General features: G+C 58.5%; 23 protein-coding genes. All 23 read right to left on the minus strand.

Features of this window, described 5'->3' with window-relative positions; all coding sequences use genetic code 11:
• Positions 1-25 precede the first annotated feature (25 nt).
• Positions 26-325: a hypothetical protein gene (locus AC1DD5_RS01945; RefSeq protein ID WP_477520457.1), complete on the minus strand. Its 300-nt coding sequence runs from the start codon at positions 323-325 to the stop codon at positions 26-28.
• A gap of 59 nt (positions 326-384) precedes the next feature.
• Positions 385-681 carry a hypothetical protein gene (locus AC1DD5_RS01950; protein WP_477520458.1) on the minus strand — a complete coding sequence of 99 codons (297 nt, stop codon included), beginning with the start codon at positions 679-681 and terminating at the stop codon, positions 385-387.
• Positions 682-784: 103 nt separating this feature from the next.
• Entirely contained in the window at positions 785-1,690 is a 906-nt protein-coding gene (locus tag AC1DD5_RS01955) for a phage tail tube protein (protein ID WP_477520459.1), read from the minus strand.
• Between the two features lie 45 nt (positions 1,691-1,735).
• Positions 1,736-2,119, minus strand: coding sequence for a hypothetical protein (locus AC1DD5_RS01960; RefSeq protein WP_477520460.1), 384 nt, complete (start codon positions 2,117-2,119; stop codon positions 1,736-1,738).
• Positions 2,112-2,360: a hypothetical protein gene (locus AC1DD5_RS01965; protein ID WP_477520461.1), complete on the minus strand. Its 249-nt coding sequence runs from the start codon at positions 2,358-2,360 to the stop codon at positions 2,112-2,114. The genes AC1DD5_RS01960 and AC1DD5_RS01965 overlap by 8 nt, the downstream gene beginning before the upstream one ends.
• Positions 2,360-2,701: a phage head completion protein gene (locus AC1DD5_RS01970; RefSeq protein WP_477520462.1), complete on the minus strand. Its 342-nt coding sequence runs from the start codon at positions 2,699-2,701 to the stop codon at positions 2,360-2,362. Before AC1DD5_RS01970 ends, AC1DD5_RS01965 begins: the two co-directional genes overlap by 1 nt.
• Entirely contained in the window at positions 2,701-3,267 is a 567-nt protein-coding gene (locus tag AC1DD5_RS01975) for a hypothetical protein (RefSeq protein ID WP_477520463.1), read from the minus strand. Before AC1DD5_RS01975 ends, AC1DD5_RS01970 begins: the two co-directional genes overlap by 1 nt.
• A gap of 2 nt (positions 3,268-3,269) precedes the next feature.
• Positions 3,270-3,413: a hypothetical protein gene (locus AC1DD5_RS01980; protein WP_477520464.1), complete on the minus strand. Its 144-nt coding sequence runs from the start codon at positions 3,411-3,413 to the stop codon at positions 3,270-3,272.
• A 76-nt stretch (positions 3,414-3,489) separates the two neighbouring features.
• Complete coding sequence (locus tag AC1DD5_RS01985) at positions 3,490-4,719, minus strand: phage major capsid protein (protein WP_477520465.1); 1,230 nt, start codon at positions 4,717-4,719, stop codon at positions 3,490-3,492.
• 79 nt (positions 4,720-4,798) lie between these two features.
• The gene (locus AC1DD5_RS01990; protein WP_477520466.1) at positions 4,799-5,806 is read right to left on the minus strand and encodes a hypothetical protein; all 1,008 of its coding nucleotides are present in this window, start codon (positions 5,804-5,806) and stop codon (positions 4,799-4,801) included.
• Positions 5,807-5,808: 2 nt separating this feature from the next.
• The gene (locus tag AC1DD5_RS01995; RefSeq protein ID WP_477520467.1) at positions 5,809-7,791 is read right to left on the minus strand and encodes a phage portal protein; all 1,983 of its coding nucleotides are present in this window, start codon (positions 7,789-7,791) and stop codon (positions 5,809-5,811) included.
• The gene (locus tag AC1DD5_RS02000; RefSeq protein ID WP_477520468.1) at positions 7,788-8,015 is read right to left on the minus strand and encodes a hypothetical protein; all 228 of its coding nucleotides are present in this window, start codon (positions 8,013-8,015) and stop codon (positions 7,788-7,790) included. Before AC1DD5_RS02000 ends, AC1DD5_RS01995 begins: the two co-directional genes overlap by 4 nt.
• A gap of 8 nt (positions 8,016-8,023) precedes the next feature.
• On the minus strand, positions 8,024-9,583 hold the full coding sequence (locus AC1DD5_RS02005) for a hypothetical protein (RefSeq protein WP_477520469.1): 1,560 nt from the start codon (positions 9,581-9,583) through the stop codon (positions 8,024-8,026).
• The gene (locus AC1DD5_RS02010) at positions 9,558-9,854 is read right to left on the minus strand and encodes a terminase small subunit (protein WP_477520470.1); all 297 of its coding nucleotides are present in this window, start codon (positions 9,852-9,854) and stop codon (positions 9,558-9,560) included. The genes AC1DD5_RS02005 and AC1DD5_RS02010 overlap by 26 nt, the downstream gene beginning before the upstream one ends.
• Positions 9,855-10,006: 152 nt before the next feature.
• Positions 10,007-10,288 (minus strand): HNH endonuclease, encoded by a 282-nt coding sequence (locus AC1DD5_RS02015; RefSeq protein WP_477520471.1) that lies wholly within the window; start codon positions 10,286-10,288, stop codon positions 10,007-10,009.
• Positions 10,285-10,587, minus strand: a complete 303-nt coding sequence (locus tag AC1DD5_RS02020) for a type II toxin-antitoxin system VapB family antitoxin (protein WP_477520472.1) — start codon at positions 10,585-10,587, stop codon at positions 10,285-10,287. Before AC1DD5_RS02020 ends, AC1DD5_RS02015 begins: the two co-directional genes overlap by 4 nt.
• Before the next feature lie 1,197 nt (positions 10,588-11,784).
• Positions 11,785-12,585, minus strand: a complete 801-nt coding sequence (locus AC1DD5_RS02025; protein ID WP_477520473.1) for a ribonuclease H-like domain-containing protein — start codon at positions 12,583-12,585, stop codon at positions 11,785-11,787.
• Positions 12,586-12,786 carry a hypothetical protein gene (locus AC1DD5_RS02030; protein ID WP_477520474.1) on the minus strand — a complete coding sequence of 67 codons (201 nt, stop codon included), beginning with the start codon at positions 12,784-12,786 and terminating at the stop codon, positions 12,586-12,588.
• Between the two features lie 467 nt (positions 12,787-13,253).
• The gene (locus tag AC1DD5_RS02035; protein ID WP_477520475.1) at positions 13,254-13,541 is read right to left on the minus strand and encodes a DUF7455 domain-containing protein; all 288 of its coding nucleotides are present in this window, start codon (positions 13,539-13,541) and stop codon (positions 13,254-13,256) included.
• A 177-nt stretch (positions 13,542-13,718) separates the two neighbouring features.
• On the minus strand, positions 13,719-13,937 hold the full coding sequence (locus AC1DD5_RS02040) for a hypothetical protein (protein ID WP_477520476.1): 219 nt from the start codon (positions 13,935-13,937) through the stop codon (positions 13,719-13,721).
• Between the two features lie 13 nt (positions 13,938-13,950).
• Positions 13,951-14,409 carry a hypothetical protein gene (locus AC1DD5_RS02045; RefSeq protein ID WP_477520477.1) on the minus strand — a complete coding sequence of 153 codons (459 nt, stop codon included), beginning with the start codon at positions 14,407-14,409 and terminating at the stop codon, positions 13,951-13,953.
• Between the two features lie 146 nt (positions 14,410-14,555).
• Complete coding sequence (locus AC1DD5_RS02050; RefSeq protein ID WP_477520478.1) at positions 14,556-15,239, minus strand: hypothetical protein; 684 nt, start codon at positions 15,237-15,239, stop codon at positions 14,556-14,558.
• Between the two features lie 120 nt (positions 15,240-15,359).
• Complete coding sequence (locus tag AC1DD5_RS02055; RefSeq protein ID WP_477520479.1) at positions 15,360-15,848, minus strand: hypothetical protein; 489 nt, start codon at positions 15,846-15,848, stop codon at positions 15,360-15,362.
• Between the last annotated feature and the right edge of the window lie 116 nt (positions 15,849-15,964).

Here is a 15,964-nt window from a genome sequence, read left to right on the forward strand (position 1 = left end):
GGGCCACCTCTATCTAGTTATTGGGCTACCACCCGAGCTGTGCGTTCATGTCCTCGATAGACATGGCCTTGCCTTGCGCGAGCAACTGCCCGTCCGCCCGCTTCGTCACACCGGGCCGTGGGATACGCTCAGGCTTCTTAGCCTTCTCGTCGCCGCCGCGTTGCCAGTTCGCCACTGAAAGGACATCGAACACGCCCGCCAACAGATGCTCTTGAAGGCCCCAAATATGATCCGGGCCAGCAACGGAGCGGTGTATGGCAGAATCGGTGGGTGACTGCCGCACGATCACATACAGATCACGCCAAGTCAGGGCCTCAGTGCCCAACCATGAGATCCGCAAACCCAGCCGAATGAGTTCATACTCGATGGCCTCGCCATGCTCCTTTAGGAGGTGGCTGAGGCCCCGGATTCCCCCACGTCAATTCCAGACTCTTCCTTCCAAGCGTTCAGCAGCGCCTCCAACTGGGAAGCGTCCTCAAGTTGCGGGAACACCTCGGGAAGGTACTCGCTGAACAGGATGTTGGCGATCTGAATTTCCGAAAGGTCATTGAACTGCAAAGCAATCGAAGGCTTTACAAACTGAAGCTTCGGAACGCTGTAAACCTTCTTCGATCCAGGCAATGTGAACTCGAAGCGGTTCTGCTTTATGGACGCCTGAGACGTAGGAACTTGGAAAACCATGCGCGGACTCCTTAGGGGTTTGCGGACTCGTTAAAAGGGTGAAGGGCGGCAGGGGTAAGGGTCCGCGTGACAACCCCTGCCGCCCAGTTAGTGGAGGCGTGGGCTAGAGCCGCACGCCATCGTCGGTGTAGACGTAGTAGTAAGCGCCCGTGGAGTCCGGGAACGCCTGAAGAGTCAGGGCAGCCGCAGCAATCGCGTCGTCCTTGAACGTGGTGTCGCCCGTGTCCATGACCTTGCCGTCCGGGACAACGAGGCGGACCTTTTTGGCGTCATTGATGATCTCGAAGACCCACGAGTTGTGAGGCGTCGGCGCGGACGTGGCGGTGACCTTCAACTGGTTACCTTTGGAGCCCGTGCTACCCACGGACGGGACGGTGCCGGCAGTGCCAGCAGAACCGGTGTCCGTGTAGGTGGTCACGAGGCCCAGGGTCGTCACGAGGGTGTTCTCAGCGCCAGCAACGGTGCCGCGGTACAGCTTGTACCCGGTAGCCCCGGTGATCGCAACCCACGTGAGCGGCTGAGAGCTAGTGGAACCGGTCGTGGTCGCGGTGACCTCGTTGGAACCTACAGTCTCGCCAGAGGCGTTGATTGCCGTGAGCTTCCAGTAATAGGTGCCCGCAGCGAGCGTGCCGCCCGTGGTGGACGTGGTACCAAGGGTCAGGACGGGGGTGCCGATAGCGGCAAGAGCAGCCGTAGCCACAACGTTGGCGGTGCCGTAGATCAGGCTCTGAGTAACCGAGTTCAGGAACTCGGCCAGATCCAGCTTGATCGTCACGTCATAGCCCTTGGATGTGGCCGCGATGGTATCGCCGCCCCAAGCGTTGATCGTGCCCGTGTTGCGCTTCTCGGACTTCACCACACCAGAATCGGTGATGTAGCCGACAGCCTTGAACGCCGCATTAAGCGCGGAGAGCGGATCTGTCGGGAGGGCTGTACCCACGGGCGCGGTAAGCACGCCACCAGTGACAAGGGGCTTGCCAACCACGACATTGTTAATTGAGTTAGCCATGAGGCTGACCCCTTCCAAGGTGTTTTGCGGACCCTTGGTTATTGGTTACGCGCTGATTACCGTGCCGCGTGCACGGACCTGAAAACTTTGCGTGTAGCGCACTTGCGCTGACAGTGGATCAGGTAGGTTGGCGGGGCCGGAAAACTCCTTGACCCCGTAAATGGTTTCGTCCGCGGCGTTCAACAACGCCCGACACTGGGAAAGCAGCAAAGAAGCGCGTTCCTCAGTCTGAGCCCACGCCTCCACAGTGATCTGTGCAGCCTCAGAAACCAGAGTCTCCTTCGGGCCGCCAGTACGCTGAACACGGATGAACTCGGAAGGGCGCGGGCTAGGGACGCGGATACCGATCTGAACAGTTCCAAGTAACGGCTTACGCAGGAACGCACACACCAAGGCCTCAACATCCCGAAACAGGACCGCCTCAGCCACGACCAGCATCCAACGCCCGCGTCAACGAACGATTAGTTGCCTCAGCCTTCCTCGCCGCGTAATCCCCCGTGCCAACAGACACACGGGCACGCGTTGGGGTGCGCCCCTCAGACACGTCGTAAACACCAGCACCAGCAGCGTTCGCGATAGCATGAGCCCGTCGCAACAGATCCGCTCTCACCTCGGAAGAGTTGAGCAGCGCACGGGCAGCCTCGTCGTTGATTTCAAGCTTCTCCAACATCAGCCACTCCAATCCTTGAGAACAATCACGGTGTGGTCCTGACGGCCCGAGTAGGACTTATCCCGCGAGGGGTGGCCGTAGACCTCGTAGACGCGCCCTGCGTAGAGCACCCGGTCGAACTCGGTCACGTCCGTAACGCCGGATCGGTAGACCGTCCACGCCACAAGGGTGTTGTCACGGTTGATGAGGTATTCCTGCGTCGTTCCAGGCTGCACGTCACAGCCGCCATAGACGGTCTGCGTGAGCGTGCCAGACCAGTCAGCCACCAGATCCCCGTAGGCGTTGGCGACCCGTGGGGCACGTTGAACGGTGATCGATTCCCGCCCCAAAGGGCGGCCCATCAGGCAACCCTCGGGTTACGGAACGACGCCAAGACCATGGCCTCCATACCAGAGAACCCGGCAGACTCAAGGCTGTACTTCACCTGACGCTGACCCGTGCGTTCCATATCAATACCAGCCGGGGTCGAATAGAACCGGGCCGCGATACTGCAACACACGCCCTTGATCTCATCAGGTACAAGCTCGTAGCCGTGCGTGTACGTGACCCGCCACGACTCCGGATCCGAACCCCACTGCACACCCGTCCAAGGCTTCGCAGACACAAGGCCCTGCCTGCGTGACACCGAATAGTTAGCGGGGTCCACGGTCGTCCAAGTCACGCCACCGTCAGTAGTCGTCTCCACAAAGGAAACGGACGCGACCGGCAGTTGACGCAGGAGAACAACATGCCCGTTCAGCGGGTCTGCGTACTCAACATCATCGGCAACCCACGTAATGTCCTGCTCCAAGTAACGGCGGACCATGCCAGAGGCAACCTTCAACAGGAACGCCGCCGACGTATCTGTTGGATCAAGAGCCAACTGCGAAAAGTCGTTCAGATCCGCAACACTGGCAAGATCCACCATCGCTACACAGCCTTAGTTTCAGCCTCAGTGGCGTTGAAAATCGGGGTGTCCTCGGCAGGTGGGGTGACCACCTTGGTCTCAGCTGTGAAGCCTCCGCGCTTCTTGCCGGTCAGCTCTTCGTAATCCTCGACGTAATCCGTAGGCATTAGGCCTCCTTCAAAGTTGTTGGGGGTGTTGTTGGGCGGGTGGGGCCGGCAGACGCCAACCCCACCCAAAAACCAACTACGCGGTCAGTGCGACCTTGCCGAAACCGGCAGGACGGTAAACAGCCAACGCCAGACGCTCTTCAGCGCGCAGAGTGATGAGGTTGTTCACGAAGTCATCCACGTTGGAGTTCGTCATTTCCAAGGTGATGCCCTGACGGCGGAACACCTGACCAGACTCCTGGAAACCACCAACGAGGACGGTGCCCTGAGCGATGGCGGTCGTGATGACAGCCTTCACGCCCCAGATGTCAGCGACGTTCGTGTAACCGCCGTTGCCGTAAGCCCCAGTGAACGGGCCACCAGCGTAGTACTGGCCCTGAGAGTCCTTGCCGAGACGGATCGTCTGCCAGTCAGTCGGGTGGATCACAATCGCGTCAGGCTCAACAAAAGACGTGGCGCGCAAGGCGGTGATCTGGTTGAAGATACCTTCCATCGCCTTCACCGCGGTCAAGCCCGCCGCGGTTGTAACCGTAGTGGCGAGGCCGGTACGGTTCAGGATTCCCTGAAGGTTCGGGGAAGTGCCGTTACCGTTGAGCAACTGCGCTTCCTCGGCACGCTTCACGCCGAACACCATACGGTTGGACAGGTACGCCTCGAACTGGCTTGCGTCCTGGAACATCTCGTCCGTGACCTTCGCAACGTTTGCGATCTTCGCGACGTTATCCTGACGGCGGGCGAGGGTCAGGTCAAGCTGCGGCTTGGTGCCCTTCTCCGCAACCGTCGCGGTGAGGTCCTGGAACGCGGCCTCAATGACATAGGTCAGCGCGGAAGATTCCGTGGTGCCCTGCGCCAGAAGATCAGCGATGGTGAGCTGCTGGAACTTCAGCGGCACAATTCCGGGGAGGAACTGCGGCGCGACAAGCTGACCGGCAAGACCAGAACCACCGCTGAACGCCGGGACGGTGCCCTCGTCAATGGTGGCCGCGGTCTTGACCTCAACCTGGACGCCCTTCGACTGGCCGTTCAGCATGGACTTGTACCCATCAGAGTCCACAATGGACCGACCGAACGAGCGAACCTCAGCACGCTCCGCAGCCTTAACCTCAGGGGCAGCCTCGCCGCCACCGATCAGGCGGGAAGCCTGCTCATGGAGAGCGATAGTGTCACTGTGAGACTTCAGATCAGCCTGATACGCATCCAGGCGGGTCTTCTTCTCCGCGTTGGTCAGGGTGTCGTCCTTCAGGACAGCCTGAGCCTTGTTGCCAAGTTCCGCCATGGCGCGCTTAGCTTCGATAACTGCCGACATGTGGCAGTCTCCTTTCAAGAATTTTGGGCACAAAAAAACCGCCCATGTGCGGCGGTTGGTTCGAGTTCCCGGAAAGTGATTAGTTGATGAATTGCTCGGCCTGGATCCGGAGAGCTTGCTCTTCGAGTTCCTTGACCGTTACTGCGTCAGAATCAGCGTCAGCAACGGGGGCAGACCGAACGCCGGCAGCGGGGGCCACGGGGGCGCCGGCTACGGGGGCAGGGTCAGCGCCGGAAGCAGCTGCATCTTCATCAGGGTCGGACGTTACTGTCTCCAGCACATCCACAGGAGCGGCTTCACCCGTCAGAGTGGCCACACTCCCGTCATCTGTGTACGACTGCTTGAACAAGTCAGAGTCGTAAGTTTCGGGATCCTCGATGGCGAAGACGACATACCCGCCGCCGTTACCATCAGGGACGGTGCCGCGGATCCACGCCCACTTGCCAGGATTGGCATCCTGCACGGCGTCACGCACGCGATCCTGAGCGGCTTCAAGGGAACCAACAAGGGATTTGGTCTTAGCCGGGTCAGGCTTGAAGGACTTACCCGGAGCGCCGACACAATCAGCGCCAAGTGATGCGGCGTGATCGTGGATGCCCTGCACCTTCTCCGCATCAGCCTTACTGTTACGCGCACCGGCCTTCAAACCCTTCGAGGACAACACCAGCGCTTCACGATTCGACGGGATCGCAACGAAAGCACCATTCAGAAGTTCACGCTGCGTGACAGTCGCGCCGTCCTTCTGCGTCTTCTCCGTCATGAACGCAACGGACGTTGTCCGGATGTGCCCCTCATTCACAAGGGTCCGGACCTCCTGCGCACGGGGCAGGCTGGAATACGTACCTGACACGATCAGGTTCCCGGTTTCCTCATCAATCCTCGGAACACCAGAACCAACAGTCTTCTCAACCGTCATCCCATGATCCGAATCGAACGTGATGTGCTCAGGGAGCGGCAGTTTCCACCCATCCTTCAGCAGCGTGTCCCCGTCACGGTCCTTCGTCTGCGCCGACAAAATCACCTCAAACGAGCCAGGGAAGGCATCGTCCGTATTGGTGATCGTGGCATCCTTCTTAGTGATATTCACGATTAGCCTTCCTTGCTGAATGAGAGAGTGCAGGTACAACCCGCTACTTCGTCCGCGCCGCCAGTGGGATCTCCGGGGCCGTTCATCCCGTTGCTGAAGGGCTGATTGAGCGGAACCGTTTCGCCGCTCATGGCCTCATGAGACGGGCGGGCATTAGCCGAGTTCGTTTCCCACGTCTTAGTCCGGGCATTGTTCTGCCGTGCCGCAACCTGAGAAGCAAGCCCCCCGATAGTCGCAACCCGTGACGTAGCAATCTGAACCGCACGCCCAGCCAGCAACGCGACAAAGAACGCCTTCAAAGCGTCCACGTCGTTATCGTCACCAAGCGCGGCATCAATCTGATCCGCCGTCGCCTGGTTGATGTTCGACGCCGATTCCTGCGCGTCTGACGCGATCCAATCCGCTATGTCCTCCGGGTTGTACTGCCCGCCAAGATCGGCGCCCGCAGCGTCCCCCACAGCCTTAGACGTAGCATCCCCCAAGGTCTGCAAAATCCCTGCGAGATCCCCGTCCCAAGCGGAAGGATCAAACACGCCAGCATCCTTCTGGCCAGCTTTCGCAAGAACCGCGTCCCGCTGATCCGTGAAGAACCTCACCAGCGCGTCAGCATGTTCCTTCACAAGCTGATCCCGGACAGCCGACTTATTGGCCTTGATGCGCGAGATTCGGCCCATGATGGAACGAATCGTCAACGCTTTTGGGCTGGCACTCGACGCCGCCTCAAACACAGGGGCAGACTCAGCTGCAACCGGAGCAGCAGCATTCGCACCCAACGGAACAAGAGCCGCGTTCGCGTAAATCTTGTTCATCTCCGGATCCTCAGACAACGACTCGCCAATGATGGCGCGCCCCTCATTGCCTGTCACGAGGCCCGCTTGACGTGCAGCCAAAGCCTTATCCACACGCGTCTCATAGTCGCCGCGCAACACCTCAGACATGTCAAACTCAATCTCACGCTCACCGGGCGCGTAAAACTCTGAGCGCAGTGACCGGTCAATCGTTGATTCAATATCTTCCAGCCGCGGACTCATCGTGTCCCGATACATGGAACGCATCTGCTCCGTGATGTTAGAGAACGTCGCATGGTCCAGGATGTGAACGACAGGCGGGGGCACGTCAAAGACCATGCACACTTCCTGCATGTTCAGCTTCCGCGATTCAATGTACTGCATCTCTTCGGCGTTGAGCTGAATCACCTGAAGGTCAAGGCCCTCTTCAAGGACGTTCGTGCCACCCATGTTGTCAGCACCCGCATGACGGGCATCAAACGACGCCCGCAACCTGTCCGCAGCCTGCTGAGACAACTCGCCGGGGTGCTTCAAGACCACAGACGGGCGAGCCCCACGCTTCCACCACGACTGAGTAGCACGCCTTGAGGCGTCCTCATTCAACAAGGTAGAACGGAGAGGTTCAAGCCTGGACAAGCCACGCATCAGGTTCTCAGGGTTATAACGCAGAAACGCAACCACATCAGTCTCCGGCGCCGTCAGAATACCCGACGATGCAACGCCAAGAGTGAACGTGTACCAAAGCTTCCCGTCATCGTCACGCTTTACCATCGTCCGTGACGGGTGCATCGGCAATAGGCTTGTAACCTGCTTCGTCTGCGGGTTACGCACCTTGTACCAGAACGCCTCGCCGTAAATCTCATACGTCGCCATCGTCCAGCGATAAAAACTGAACGGCGACATCGCTGTGCAAGGGTTCGAGATGAGAGTGGCGAGCGGTGAGACGGTATCCACTACGCGTCCGGTCTTAGGCGTGTTATCCCACACCTTCACCGACAACCGGGCAGCAGACGCCGCGATCTTATCCACCACCGTAGCCACAGACGGCTGAGCCTTATACAGCGCCCCATACGTCGCCGTAATCCCAGAAAGGGACATACCGTTAGCAGAGTAGAAGTAGCCGTTACTCAGTGACGGGACTGTCTCACCAAGGGCCTGTGGGGCGAACCCCAAAGCCTTGCCATCAGAAATGATCACGGCCTACCCCCAGGGTTCTGCATGTAAGCGACCTTGTCGCGGGGCAAATACAAATCGCCGTCAACCTGGACTGTTTCCTTCTCGCTGACCGCGTACGCACCGACCAGCTTCACACTGTTGTCATCCGCGTCAGCCAGTAACCCGTCGAACGTCTCACCGGTAGTAAGAGTGACCACGAACCGCTCCAAATGAGCCGCACGAAGCAGCCTGTCCCTGCGGTTCATCGCAACTCCTAAATAGTCAAAAGGTCTTCGTCTTCATACTTGCTGCGCTTCTTCACAACCGTCGCGTGAACTAGGAACGCCCAAGACGCGCCAGTCACAGCAACCAGCGGGCTAATATCAACCGGCGACTTGCCCCGATCCCACAACCACGCATCACCAGCAGGCTTAGTCACAGCCACAGCAGCAGCCACATCCAACACAGGCTGCCCACGATGACGAATCAGCGGCTTATCACCCGGAGTATCAGATGCCTCATCCAAGCCCCGCACGCGGTCATAGAACATGCCCGTACCACGGCCCAAGTCACTGCCAGCCCACGGGATAACATTCAGGCCAGGGATAGTCTCAAGCTCCGAAACCAGCGACGAGGCCGGGGCGCCGTTCTGCTGCAACGTCACACCAAACAGGTTCTCCTGCTTAGCGCGTTCCTCAAACCATGGCTTCACCCAAGCAGTACCAGAACGAGACGCCACAACCTCCACATGGAGTAGGCCATCCTCACGGAAACCAGCAACACCGATATGAGCCGTCGAACGATCCCAAGACACATCCACACAGAACACGTACTTGCCCGCGATAGCCGAGCCAGGATCCTTCGCGGCCTCCCACGAACCCTCAGGGAACGGCCCGTCAGCAGTCGTATCCAACCACTGACACAAACACTCAGTACGGAAAATACCCTCAGGGTCAGTCCTAGCCGCAGACGCAATAGCCTTCTCAGTCAGCGTGTAGCCAAGTGATGGGTTAGCCTCAGCCCACCCATCACGATCCCAAATCGACACACCAGGACGCGCCGACCACTCAAAGATCCCCAGCGAATCGCCGTCCTCGGCATCATCGCCTTCAGGATCCGCAACCAAGCCCACATCATCTAGGCCGTCAGGGTTACCCAACGCCGTATGCGCAAGCTTGCGAAGGAAGCGCAGAACAATCGAAGCAGCGTCACCAGCGTTACTCGCCGCCCACACCTGCGCATAAAACCGGGCCAGCGTCGTCTTAGAAACAGCGGACCATGAATCCCAGTTAGTATGCTCACGCAACTCATCCATGAGCACAAGATCACCAGACAAACCACGGCCACCCTTACGGTTCGCCGCAGCCACCTTGTACCGCTCACCAGACTCAAGCTCCAAGGCTTTCTTGCCGTTGGTCTTGTTGACCTTCGAGATTTCCTCAGCCAACTCAGGTACGCCCTCAGCCAGTTCAACCGCGCCCTGCCACTGCTCTTCAGCAATGTCAAGATTCTGCGCAGTACCAATGATCAGCTTCGCCGCGTCCACATACATGCGCCAGAGCGACAACACCTGCATCAGCGTGGACTTGCCATTCTGACGAGCCACCAACAAGATCACAGTCCGGAAACGGTACGACCCGTCATCCAAAACCTCAAGCGCGTGGATCAGCAACCACTTCTGCCACGGCAGCAGCGTCACGCCCAGCACATCCTCAGCAAACTGGATGCACTCAAACCCCTTCGAGGTTTCCGGCGTCAGCTCACGCAGCGGAGGCGTGAAAATCCGTGGAACCTCAGACCCGTACCGCTTAGCCCGTTCCTTCGGCGGTGTCATTCTTACCGCCTCTCAACGCACGCAGATTCGCAAGCTTGCCCTTCGCCTCAGACTCCCCAACCGTCACACCACGCGAAGCCGGCGTAAGCCGTAACGCATCACAAAACTTCAGATAAGTCGGCAACGTAACGTTGTCCTTCTCCGGATCAGCCGTACCAATCCGAACCGCCAACGCCCGCAACGCAGCGACCGCGCCAGCGTCAAGGTCAGTCAAGTGGGTAGCCGCCCTGATGGAACGCTCAGTAGCCTCCACAACGCTCTCACTAGGCATAAGCCCTCCTTATAACGCGCGCGCGACCCCCCTATAGCTCAGGGAGGGGGAGTTGACTACCCGGCGAAGCCGACTGGACGATTTCCCGTCAGAGATTTTTACCTCCCACCCCCCGCGTCTTGATTTGCCGCTAGGGGGTGGGGGTGGGGGGGCTACCAGTTGCGTGATGTGTTGCCTAGGTCGGGCTTGTCTGTCTTGTCTTGTTTGGCTTTGTTGCAGCGTAGGTGTGCGCTGTCGAGGTTGCTTGGTTCTTCCCTTAGTTCTGGGTGGGTTGACCATGGCTTGATGTGCTCGACGCTGAAGCTGTCTTCGTGTGGGTACTTGAGTGTGTAGTCGATGGGTTGTCTACAGATGCAGCAGCCGAGTTGCTTGGCTCGTTGGTTGGCTACGAGGTTGCGCCAGTTGCTACCTGATCGGCCGGCGTTCTTACTCAAGCGGCGACCTCAAGCACTCGTGCTTCTACTGTGCGTTCCCCATTGAGTGCTGCCCGTACTACTCTGTGGTGTCCGTCTTCTAGGTAGGTGTTGCCTTGCCATTGGATGACGTGCGGGTATTTATCTTGGCCGTGTGTTTGGTGCGTGTCTGTTAGTGCGTGGAGTAGGACGCTTGGTTGTGTGGCGATGAGGTCTGTGATGTGGAATGTTTGGGTGGGTTGTTGTAACCATTTGGTGGTGGTCATGTTGGTATTGCCCCAGGGCTCGCCGTTGTCGCGGCTGATGATGGCTTTGAACATTTCAGTTCCACCCGCGCGTCTTGAAGTAGAGTTCCCAGTCGTTGGGTGTGGGTAGTGGTGCGTGTGGTGTGCGTAGCCCTGCCGCGTCTATCGCTACCTTGGCTAGTGCACTACATGTTGTGGGTGCACGGTCTGCTAGCCAGCGTTGTAACCAGAGTGGCGTGTCAGTGCGGGTGATGGCTGCGATTGCGTGACTGATGCATGATAGGTAGTCGTATCTGACGCCGATACTGAACTCAGCAATCCCAGCAACAAGGTGTGCTTGCTTCTCGGTCATCGCATAGTTGGACCACATAACACTGGGGTAGTCGCTGATTAGTCTGCGTCGTGTGCCTCCTGGTTCGGAGCTGATGCAGTGCGTGTCACTGATAGCCACAACAACATGGTGGTAGCGCCAACCTGTGATGCGGAGTATCGCACGGCCCATCCAGAAACGCTTGTCCGCCACCAAACCGATCTGACCAGTGAGCATCACAGCCTCGTCTCTGCTTTGCCTGCGTGCCTGTCCTTGCGGCGTGCGGCTCGTTTGCAGGTTCCGGTGATGCAGTATGCGCATCCGCCGTTCTGCGCTTCTGGGCATCGTTTGGTTGAGCGCAGGCGCTTGCGGTGGTCGCGGTCCCCTTTGGACATCACAGCCTCCATGTGTCAAACGTTTTTACAGTTCGCTGTGACGTGTAAAGAAAGCGCCCGATTCTTCGCACGTAATGATTACCCGGCGCTTGCCATGTGATGATCTGCACGCAGTCATGGTTTGGTAGTGGCGCCGGGTCCTACTCGCATGACCTAGATGGCAGCGTGTCCGTTGCTGCGGTAGTGACCCATGCGGTCCTACCTGCCGTCATGCTTTCGTTGTGGGCTGCGGGGGAATTGCACCACCCGCTGTTGCGGCTTACAAACCGTCAGCCCTCCCGCGCTCATGTTCGCGGGCTATTCAGTTATGAGTTGGTGCGTGCCGGAACTCTAGCCGTTTGGCTATTGTTTCGGCTTCGTGTTGTCGTACGGCGTCATTTGGGGATGTGCACGTACGGCAACACGGCTTATCGGTTCTCGGATAATAACCATTTCCGCTTTTTGCTGACTTTGGTTATATTCGTGGTGGTTCCGCTACCTTTGCGTAATCCCCATGTGCGGATCCATTTGCGCGGCTTGTGGTACAGCAACGGGCGGATCACATCGGATCCGGCCAGTTACCGATTCTCATCGTGCGCTCCTGGTTTGCGTGGCATCCAACAGTTTGCGGTTGCCTCGTACCCAGTGGCCGCATGGGCATTGGTAGAGGCGGTAGCGTTGGACGTTGGCGTAGGACGTGCCAGCCCTAAACTTGGACAGGTCGGTGTTGCCGCATACCGGGCATCCCCACTCGTTGCCGGTCCACATGGACAGGTGCGGGTGGTTGGGGATCCATGCACGCAAACGGTCGTACAGCTTCTCGGTGAGTACAACGTCTTGCTTGTTGTACTTGCGCATCAAATCCCATGCAGCGTCGTCACCGCGCATGCACCGAACCCACAGGTCATGGCCGGTGTGCTGCGTTTTGGCACCTAGCCCGAGCTGCTGGGCAACGTGGTCGAGCTTCCCGGACGCGAACTTGAACTGCTTGCGAACCGTCAGGAGCAAGTCAACATTCTTGTATGGTGCGGGCGGGTTCAGGCCAGCCAGGATGAACTCACGGTTGAGGTGTTTCATGTCGAACCCGGCACTGTTGTACCCGACAATGAGGTCAGCCTCAGACACGAGCGCGTGTATCTTGTGAATCATCTCTGTGTGACCATCATGATGGTCAGAGAAGAACAGCACGTCTTTGGAGTCGTACCACTTCGCCGCAACACTGATGACGGTCGCTGTTTCCTGCAACTGGCTGAGGCTGACGTTCTGATTGAACAATCCCCAGACGTGGGCGAGGTTGGGTGCGTTCTCAATGTCCAGGGTGAGGATGCGGACACTCTCACGCGCTTTGGGTGCGATCTTGGGTGCTAGCTTCTTGGCGAGGTCACCCATTTAGAGCCACCCGCATGAGCAGTCAGCTTTGCGGTGCCTGCGTATGGCGTGCTCACTGATGTGTACGCCCGCGTCGGTGAGTGTGCGTGCGACGCCGATGTGGGTTTGTTCGGAGTTGAGCAGGGTTTGGAGTGCTTCACGGTCGGCGTTGTCGCCTTGTCCCATGACGCGGCTGATGACGCAGCCTTTTGTTCTGCTCATTTCATGCTCCTTGCTCAAGGGGTGAAAGGTGACCGTTCTTTGGTGCTTCCGGTGAACTTGGTCGTAAGTTCCGGTGTTGCGTTCCCGGCTGATGCTCTCCCGTGGGGGCTATACGTTTCGGGTACGTGATTTCCCCTCGTCTGGCCAGTTACCCGCCAGTTCGCCCAGCGGGACGAGGGAAAGTTTGTTCCTGCGCTGGCAGCCCATCTTCCGATGAGCAGCGGCGTGGGCTTGGAGCGACGGAAACCAGGGGGTGCGTCGTCGCTTTTTACCAGCGCAGGAAGTTTATTTGGGTCCGATGTTTTTTCGGGCGCCGTTCAAGTTTTGGATGGCTCGCATGACGGCTAGGCGTGCGGACGCGGTTTGGAGCCGGTCTAGCGTGCTGTCGAGGTGTGTGATGCAGCCGGTGAGCATTTCCGTGTCAGCGGTTTCAGCTATGGTCCGGATACTCGGGGTGTGCTTATAGGTCACGTTCCGGGCCTCTTCGCTGCTTGACCTTCAATAACATGCCCATCATCTTTCACGTGCTCCGTTAGGAACCGGGTTTCGTCCAGGATGTGAAGCACAATGGACCGGGCCTTGATCACTGGCATGTGTTCCCGCGCGTGATGGCAGCACCAAAAAAGTTCACCGTTGTCCACGTAGCCGGCGTCATTGATGCCGGTTTCGATATTGACTCGCACGTAAGCTCTTGACCCGCAAGCATCGCAGCGGTGTGACGCGTTCAAGCTGGGCTTGTCTAGATCAGCAGCCATGGCGGGGGCCTCCCGTGCGTGGGTACGCAAAAGGCCCCGGCTTGGCTGGCCTATTCATCGTCCAGCGTTACAAGTCAGGGCCTTGCGTGGGGGTATGCGGATCGGCTCGCTCAGGAGCTAATGACCGCATACTAAAAATATAGCAGGACAGAGCACTTTAGTGCAACCCTTAGTACATCAAAGTTCACTTAGGGTGTCATGGGGGTGCGTGGCGAAGCGTTCGATTGTTTCGAATCTGCCTTGCATCTGCTCGGTGTGCTCGCCGTCTACCCATGAGTGAGCGCATTCGGCATCAGCGGCCCAGTACTCCGCTGCTAGTTCCGCATCGCTGAACCTGACATTCCTGGCGAGGACTGCGTATGGGGCGAAGTGTCCTCCTACACGGTACGCGTCCATGTTTGGCAGCTTCTCAAACCACGTCAGCACGGGAAGCCTCAAGTTCGATGATGCGGTCGATGGCTGCTTGTAGTGCTGGGCTGATGCCGTTGTTGTAGCTGGTTTTGTCGTTGGCGAATTGTCGCGCCAACTCATCCCGGCGCCTCTCCAGTGCGTCGTCGTGCCATTGTTGGATGGCGATGTGCGCGGCGAGGTATTCGAGGGCGTATTTGCGTTGCTGTTCGGCGGTGTTCTTCGGGTGCTTGAGGGGCCATGTGCCTATCTCGGCGCCTTCAACTTCAAGTTCCGGGCCGGTTTGTTTGTGGAGGATCGTGGTGGCCGGTAGTTCGTCGCGGCGGATGAACAGGTACTCAGCTTCGATGGCCAACGCGGCGGCTTTGTCCTGCTCGGTCGGGCGCAAACCGGCAAGCCCACGGTACTTATCCGCAGCGCGCCCTATGATTTGCGCCAGCCTGTTCGTCTCGTTGTTCATGCTGCTTCCCCTACTTGTTCTGATGGCTTCGAGTTGTTCTAGGTCAAGTTCGGTTATGTCCACTTCGCAGGGGCCGTCATGGCTTGCTTCTCGGCAGCAGCGGTGGATGCCGCACCAGGAGCGGTCCGCAGGCATGTCGTAGCAACTCATGCTGCTGTCCCGTCGAGTGGTTTGCGTCGTGTTTGGTTGTAGAGGTCTAGTACGTCGTTGAGGCGGTATGCGGGCGGGATTTGTTCGCCTGCTTCGTCTTGGGATGGGTTGGCGCGTTCGAGTTTGTCTCTGCGCGCCCATTTGCGGATCCTGTCAGCGGTGACTTCTATCCCGTACTCGGGTGTGGATAGTTTCCGGGATAGGTCGGTTGGTGTGCCTACGTGTTGCCCGAACAGGCTCTTTGCGAAGTTCCGCCACGTCAGTACCTCGTATGTTTCGGAGCATGTGCCGCAGCGCGCTTCTGGTTGGCCTTTGACGGCGTAGAGGTCGCTGTCGCAGTTCGCGCATCTGCCGGCGAATACTTTGGGGTCGTGGACGGCGGTGATCCGTTCGCAGTCCTTGACCAACGTTTCGAGCTGCGCGAACAGGTCGGGCGCCCATGAGAGTGTGACGAGTCGTGGCATGTTGGCGATGAGGTAGGAGCCGAGCAGTTCGTGTGTTTTGCCGGTCAAGGGTTTGCGGGTTATCTCAGCGAGTCGGAGGCAGGTGTTGAGCATCCATCGTTGCAACGCATCCAGACTTGAAACAGCATCCACACTCACGGGGGCGGGTGCGTGTTGCGCCCTCACCCCAGGCGCACGGTCACCATACGTCGCCGTCAACGTCAGCCTCGGGATCACGGCACGAACCTCAGCAACCACCGCATCCACCCGCACAATCAAATACCCAAGCTTGGTGACACACGTTGGGCACAACCACGCGCTCGTCTCGTTACCGCAACGGCAAATCATCGGGGATCCCTACTCGTTGTCGATGGTGTAGGACTCCGTGACGGAGCCGCTGGGAACGTGAAAGTCATACTTGTCAGTACTGCCAATCGGCCACGGGATGATCCAGCCATTGTTGTAGTCGTAGTGCTTCGTGGTGACCGTGGCGCTGTCTGAACCCTCGAAGATGAGGGCGTCATCAGCTTCTGTTTGGCTGACCTTCATAGCCCCGTCATCGGCTTGCTGAATGTAGTTGAGAACTCGCTTGCCATCGACATATCCGGAGCCAAGAAAGAACCTGCCCTGAGCTTTCGATGATGTGCCAAGTGCTTTCAGGCCAGCGGTCTTTTCGTTGACGAGGTCCACGTTGCAGGGGATGAACACGGCGGTTAGGAACAGGATGACTAGCCCTGCAATGCTGGTGAGGAACAGTACTGGGATGCCGTCAACCCAGTCGTATCCCTGCCATATGGCGTAGGCGGTTGCGGCGATGACGAGAACGATGATGATCCAGAACAGCAATAGTGGTCCTTAGGTTGAGGCGGCTCTGACGCAGCCGCATTTGTGGGCGCCGTCCGTTACTGGGTGGTGGGTGATGGCCGTGCACCGTTCGTGGTGGTGATGCTGACACGACGGGC

The organism is Paenarthrobacter sp. 10L420 (assembly GCF_056395385.1).

What these genes read in the sequence shown, in the direction of transcription:
- AC1DD5_RS01975 (WP_477520463.1), bottom strand. Translation starts at nt 3,267, where the DNA reads ATGGTGGATCTTGCCAGTGTTGCGGATCTGAACGACTTTTCGCAGTTG.
- AC1DD5_RS02005 (WP_477520469.1), bottom strand. Translation starts at nt 9,583, where the DNA reads ATGACACCGCCGAAGGAACGGGCTAAGCGGTACGGGTCTGAGGTTCCA.
- AC1DD5_RS01985 (WP_477520465.1), bottom strand. Translation starts at nt 4,719, where the DNA reads ATGTCGGCAGTTATCGAAGCTAAGCGCGCCATGGCGGAACTTGGCAAC.
- AC1DD5_RS02010 (WP_477520470.1), bottom strand. Translation starts at nt 9,854, where the DNA reads ATGCCTAGTGAGAGCGTTGTGGAGGCTACTGAGCGTTCCATCAGGGCG.
- AC1DD5_RS02020 (WP_477520472.1), bottom strand. Translation starts at nt 10,587, where the DNA reads ATGTTCAAAGCCATCATCAGCCGCGACAACGGCGAGCCCTGGGGCAAT.
- AC1DD5_RS01970 (WP_477520462.1), bottom strand. Translation starts at nt 2,701, where the DNA reads ATGGGCCGCCCTTTGGGGCGGGAATCGATCACCGTTCAACGTGCCCCA.
- AC1DD5_RS01955 (WP_477520459.1), bottom strand. Translation starts at nt 1,690, where the DNA reads ATGGCTAACTCAATTAACAATGTCGTGGTTGGCAAGCCCCTTGTCACT.
- AC1DD5_RS02025 (WP_477520473.1), bottom strand. Translation starts at nt 12,585, where the DNA reads ATGGGTGACCTCGCCAAGAAGCTAGCACCCAAGATCGCACCCAAAGCG.
- AC1DD5_RS02045 (WP_477520477.1), bottom strand. Translation starts at nt 14,409, where the DNA reads ATGAACAACGAGACGAACAGGCTGGCGCAAATCATAGGGCGCGCTGCG.
- AC1DD5_RS02000 (WP_477520468.1), bottom strand. Translation starts at nt 8,015, where the DNA reads ATGAACCGCAGGGACAGGCTGCTTCGTGCGGCTCATTTGGAGCGGTTC.
- AC1DD5_RS02040 (WP_477520476.1), bottom strand. Translation starts at nt 13,937, where the DNA reads ATGGACGCGTACCGTGTAGGAGGACACTTCGCCCCATACGCAGTCCTC.
- AC1DD5_RS02030 (WP_477520474.1), bottom strand. Translation starts at nt 12,786, where the DNA reads ATGAGCAGAACAAAAGGCTGCGTCATCAGCCGCGTCATGGGACAAGGC.
- AC1DD5_RS01980 (WP_477520464.1), bottom strand. Translation starts at nt 3,413, where the DNA reads ATGCCTACGGATTACGTCGAGGATTACGAAGAGCTGACCGGCAAGAAG.
- AC1DD5_RS02035 (WP_477520475.1), bottom strand. Translation starts at nt 13,541, where the DNA reads ATGGCTGCTGATCTAGACAAGCCCAGCTTGAACGCGTCACACCGCTGC.
- AC1DD5_RS01950 (WP_477520458.1), bottom strand. Translation starts at nt 681, where the DNA reads ATGGTTTTCCAAGTTCCTACGTCTCAGGCGTCCATAAAGCAGAACCGC.
- AC1DD5_RS01965 (WP_477520461.1), bottom strand. Translation starts at nt 2,360, where the DNA reads ATGTTGGAGAAGCTTGAAATCAACGACGAGGCTGCCCGTGCGCTGCTC.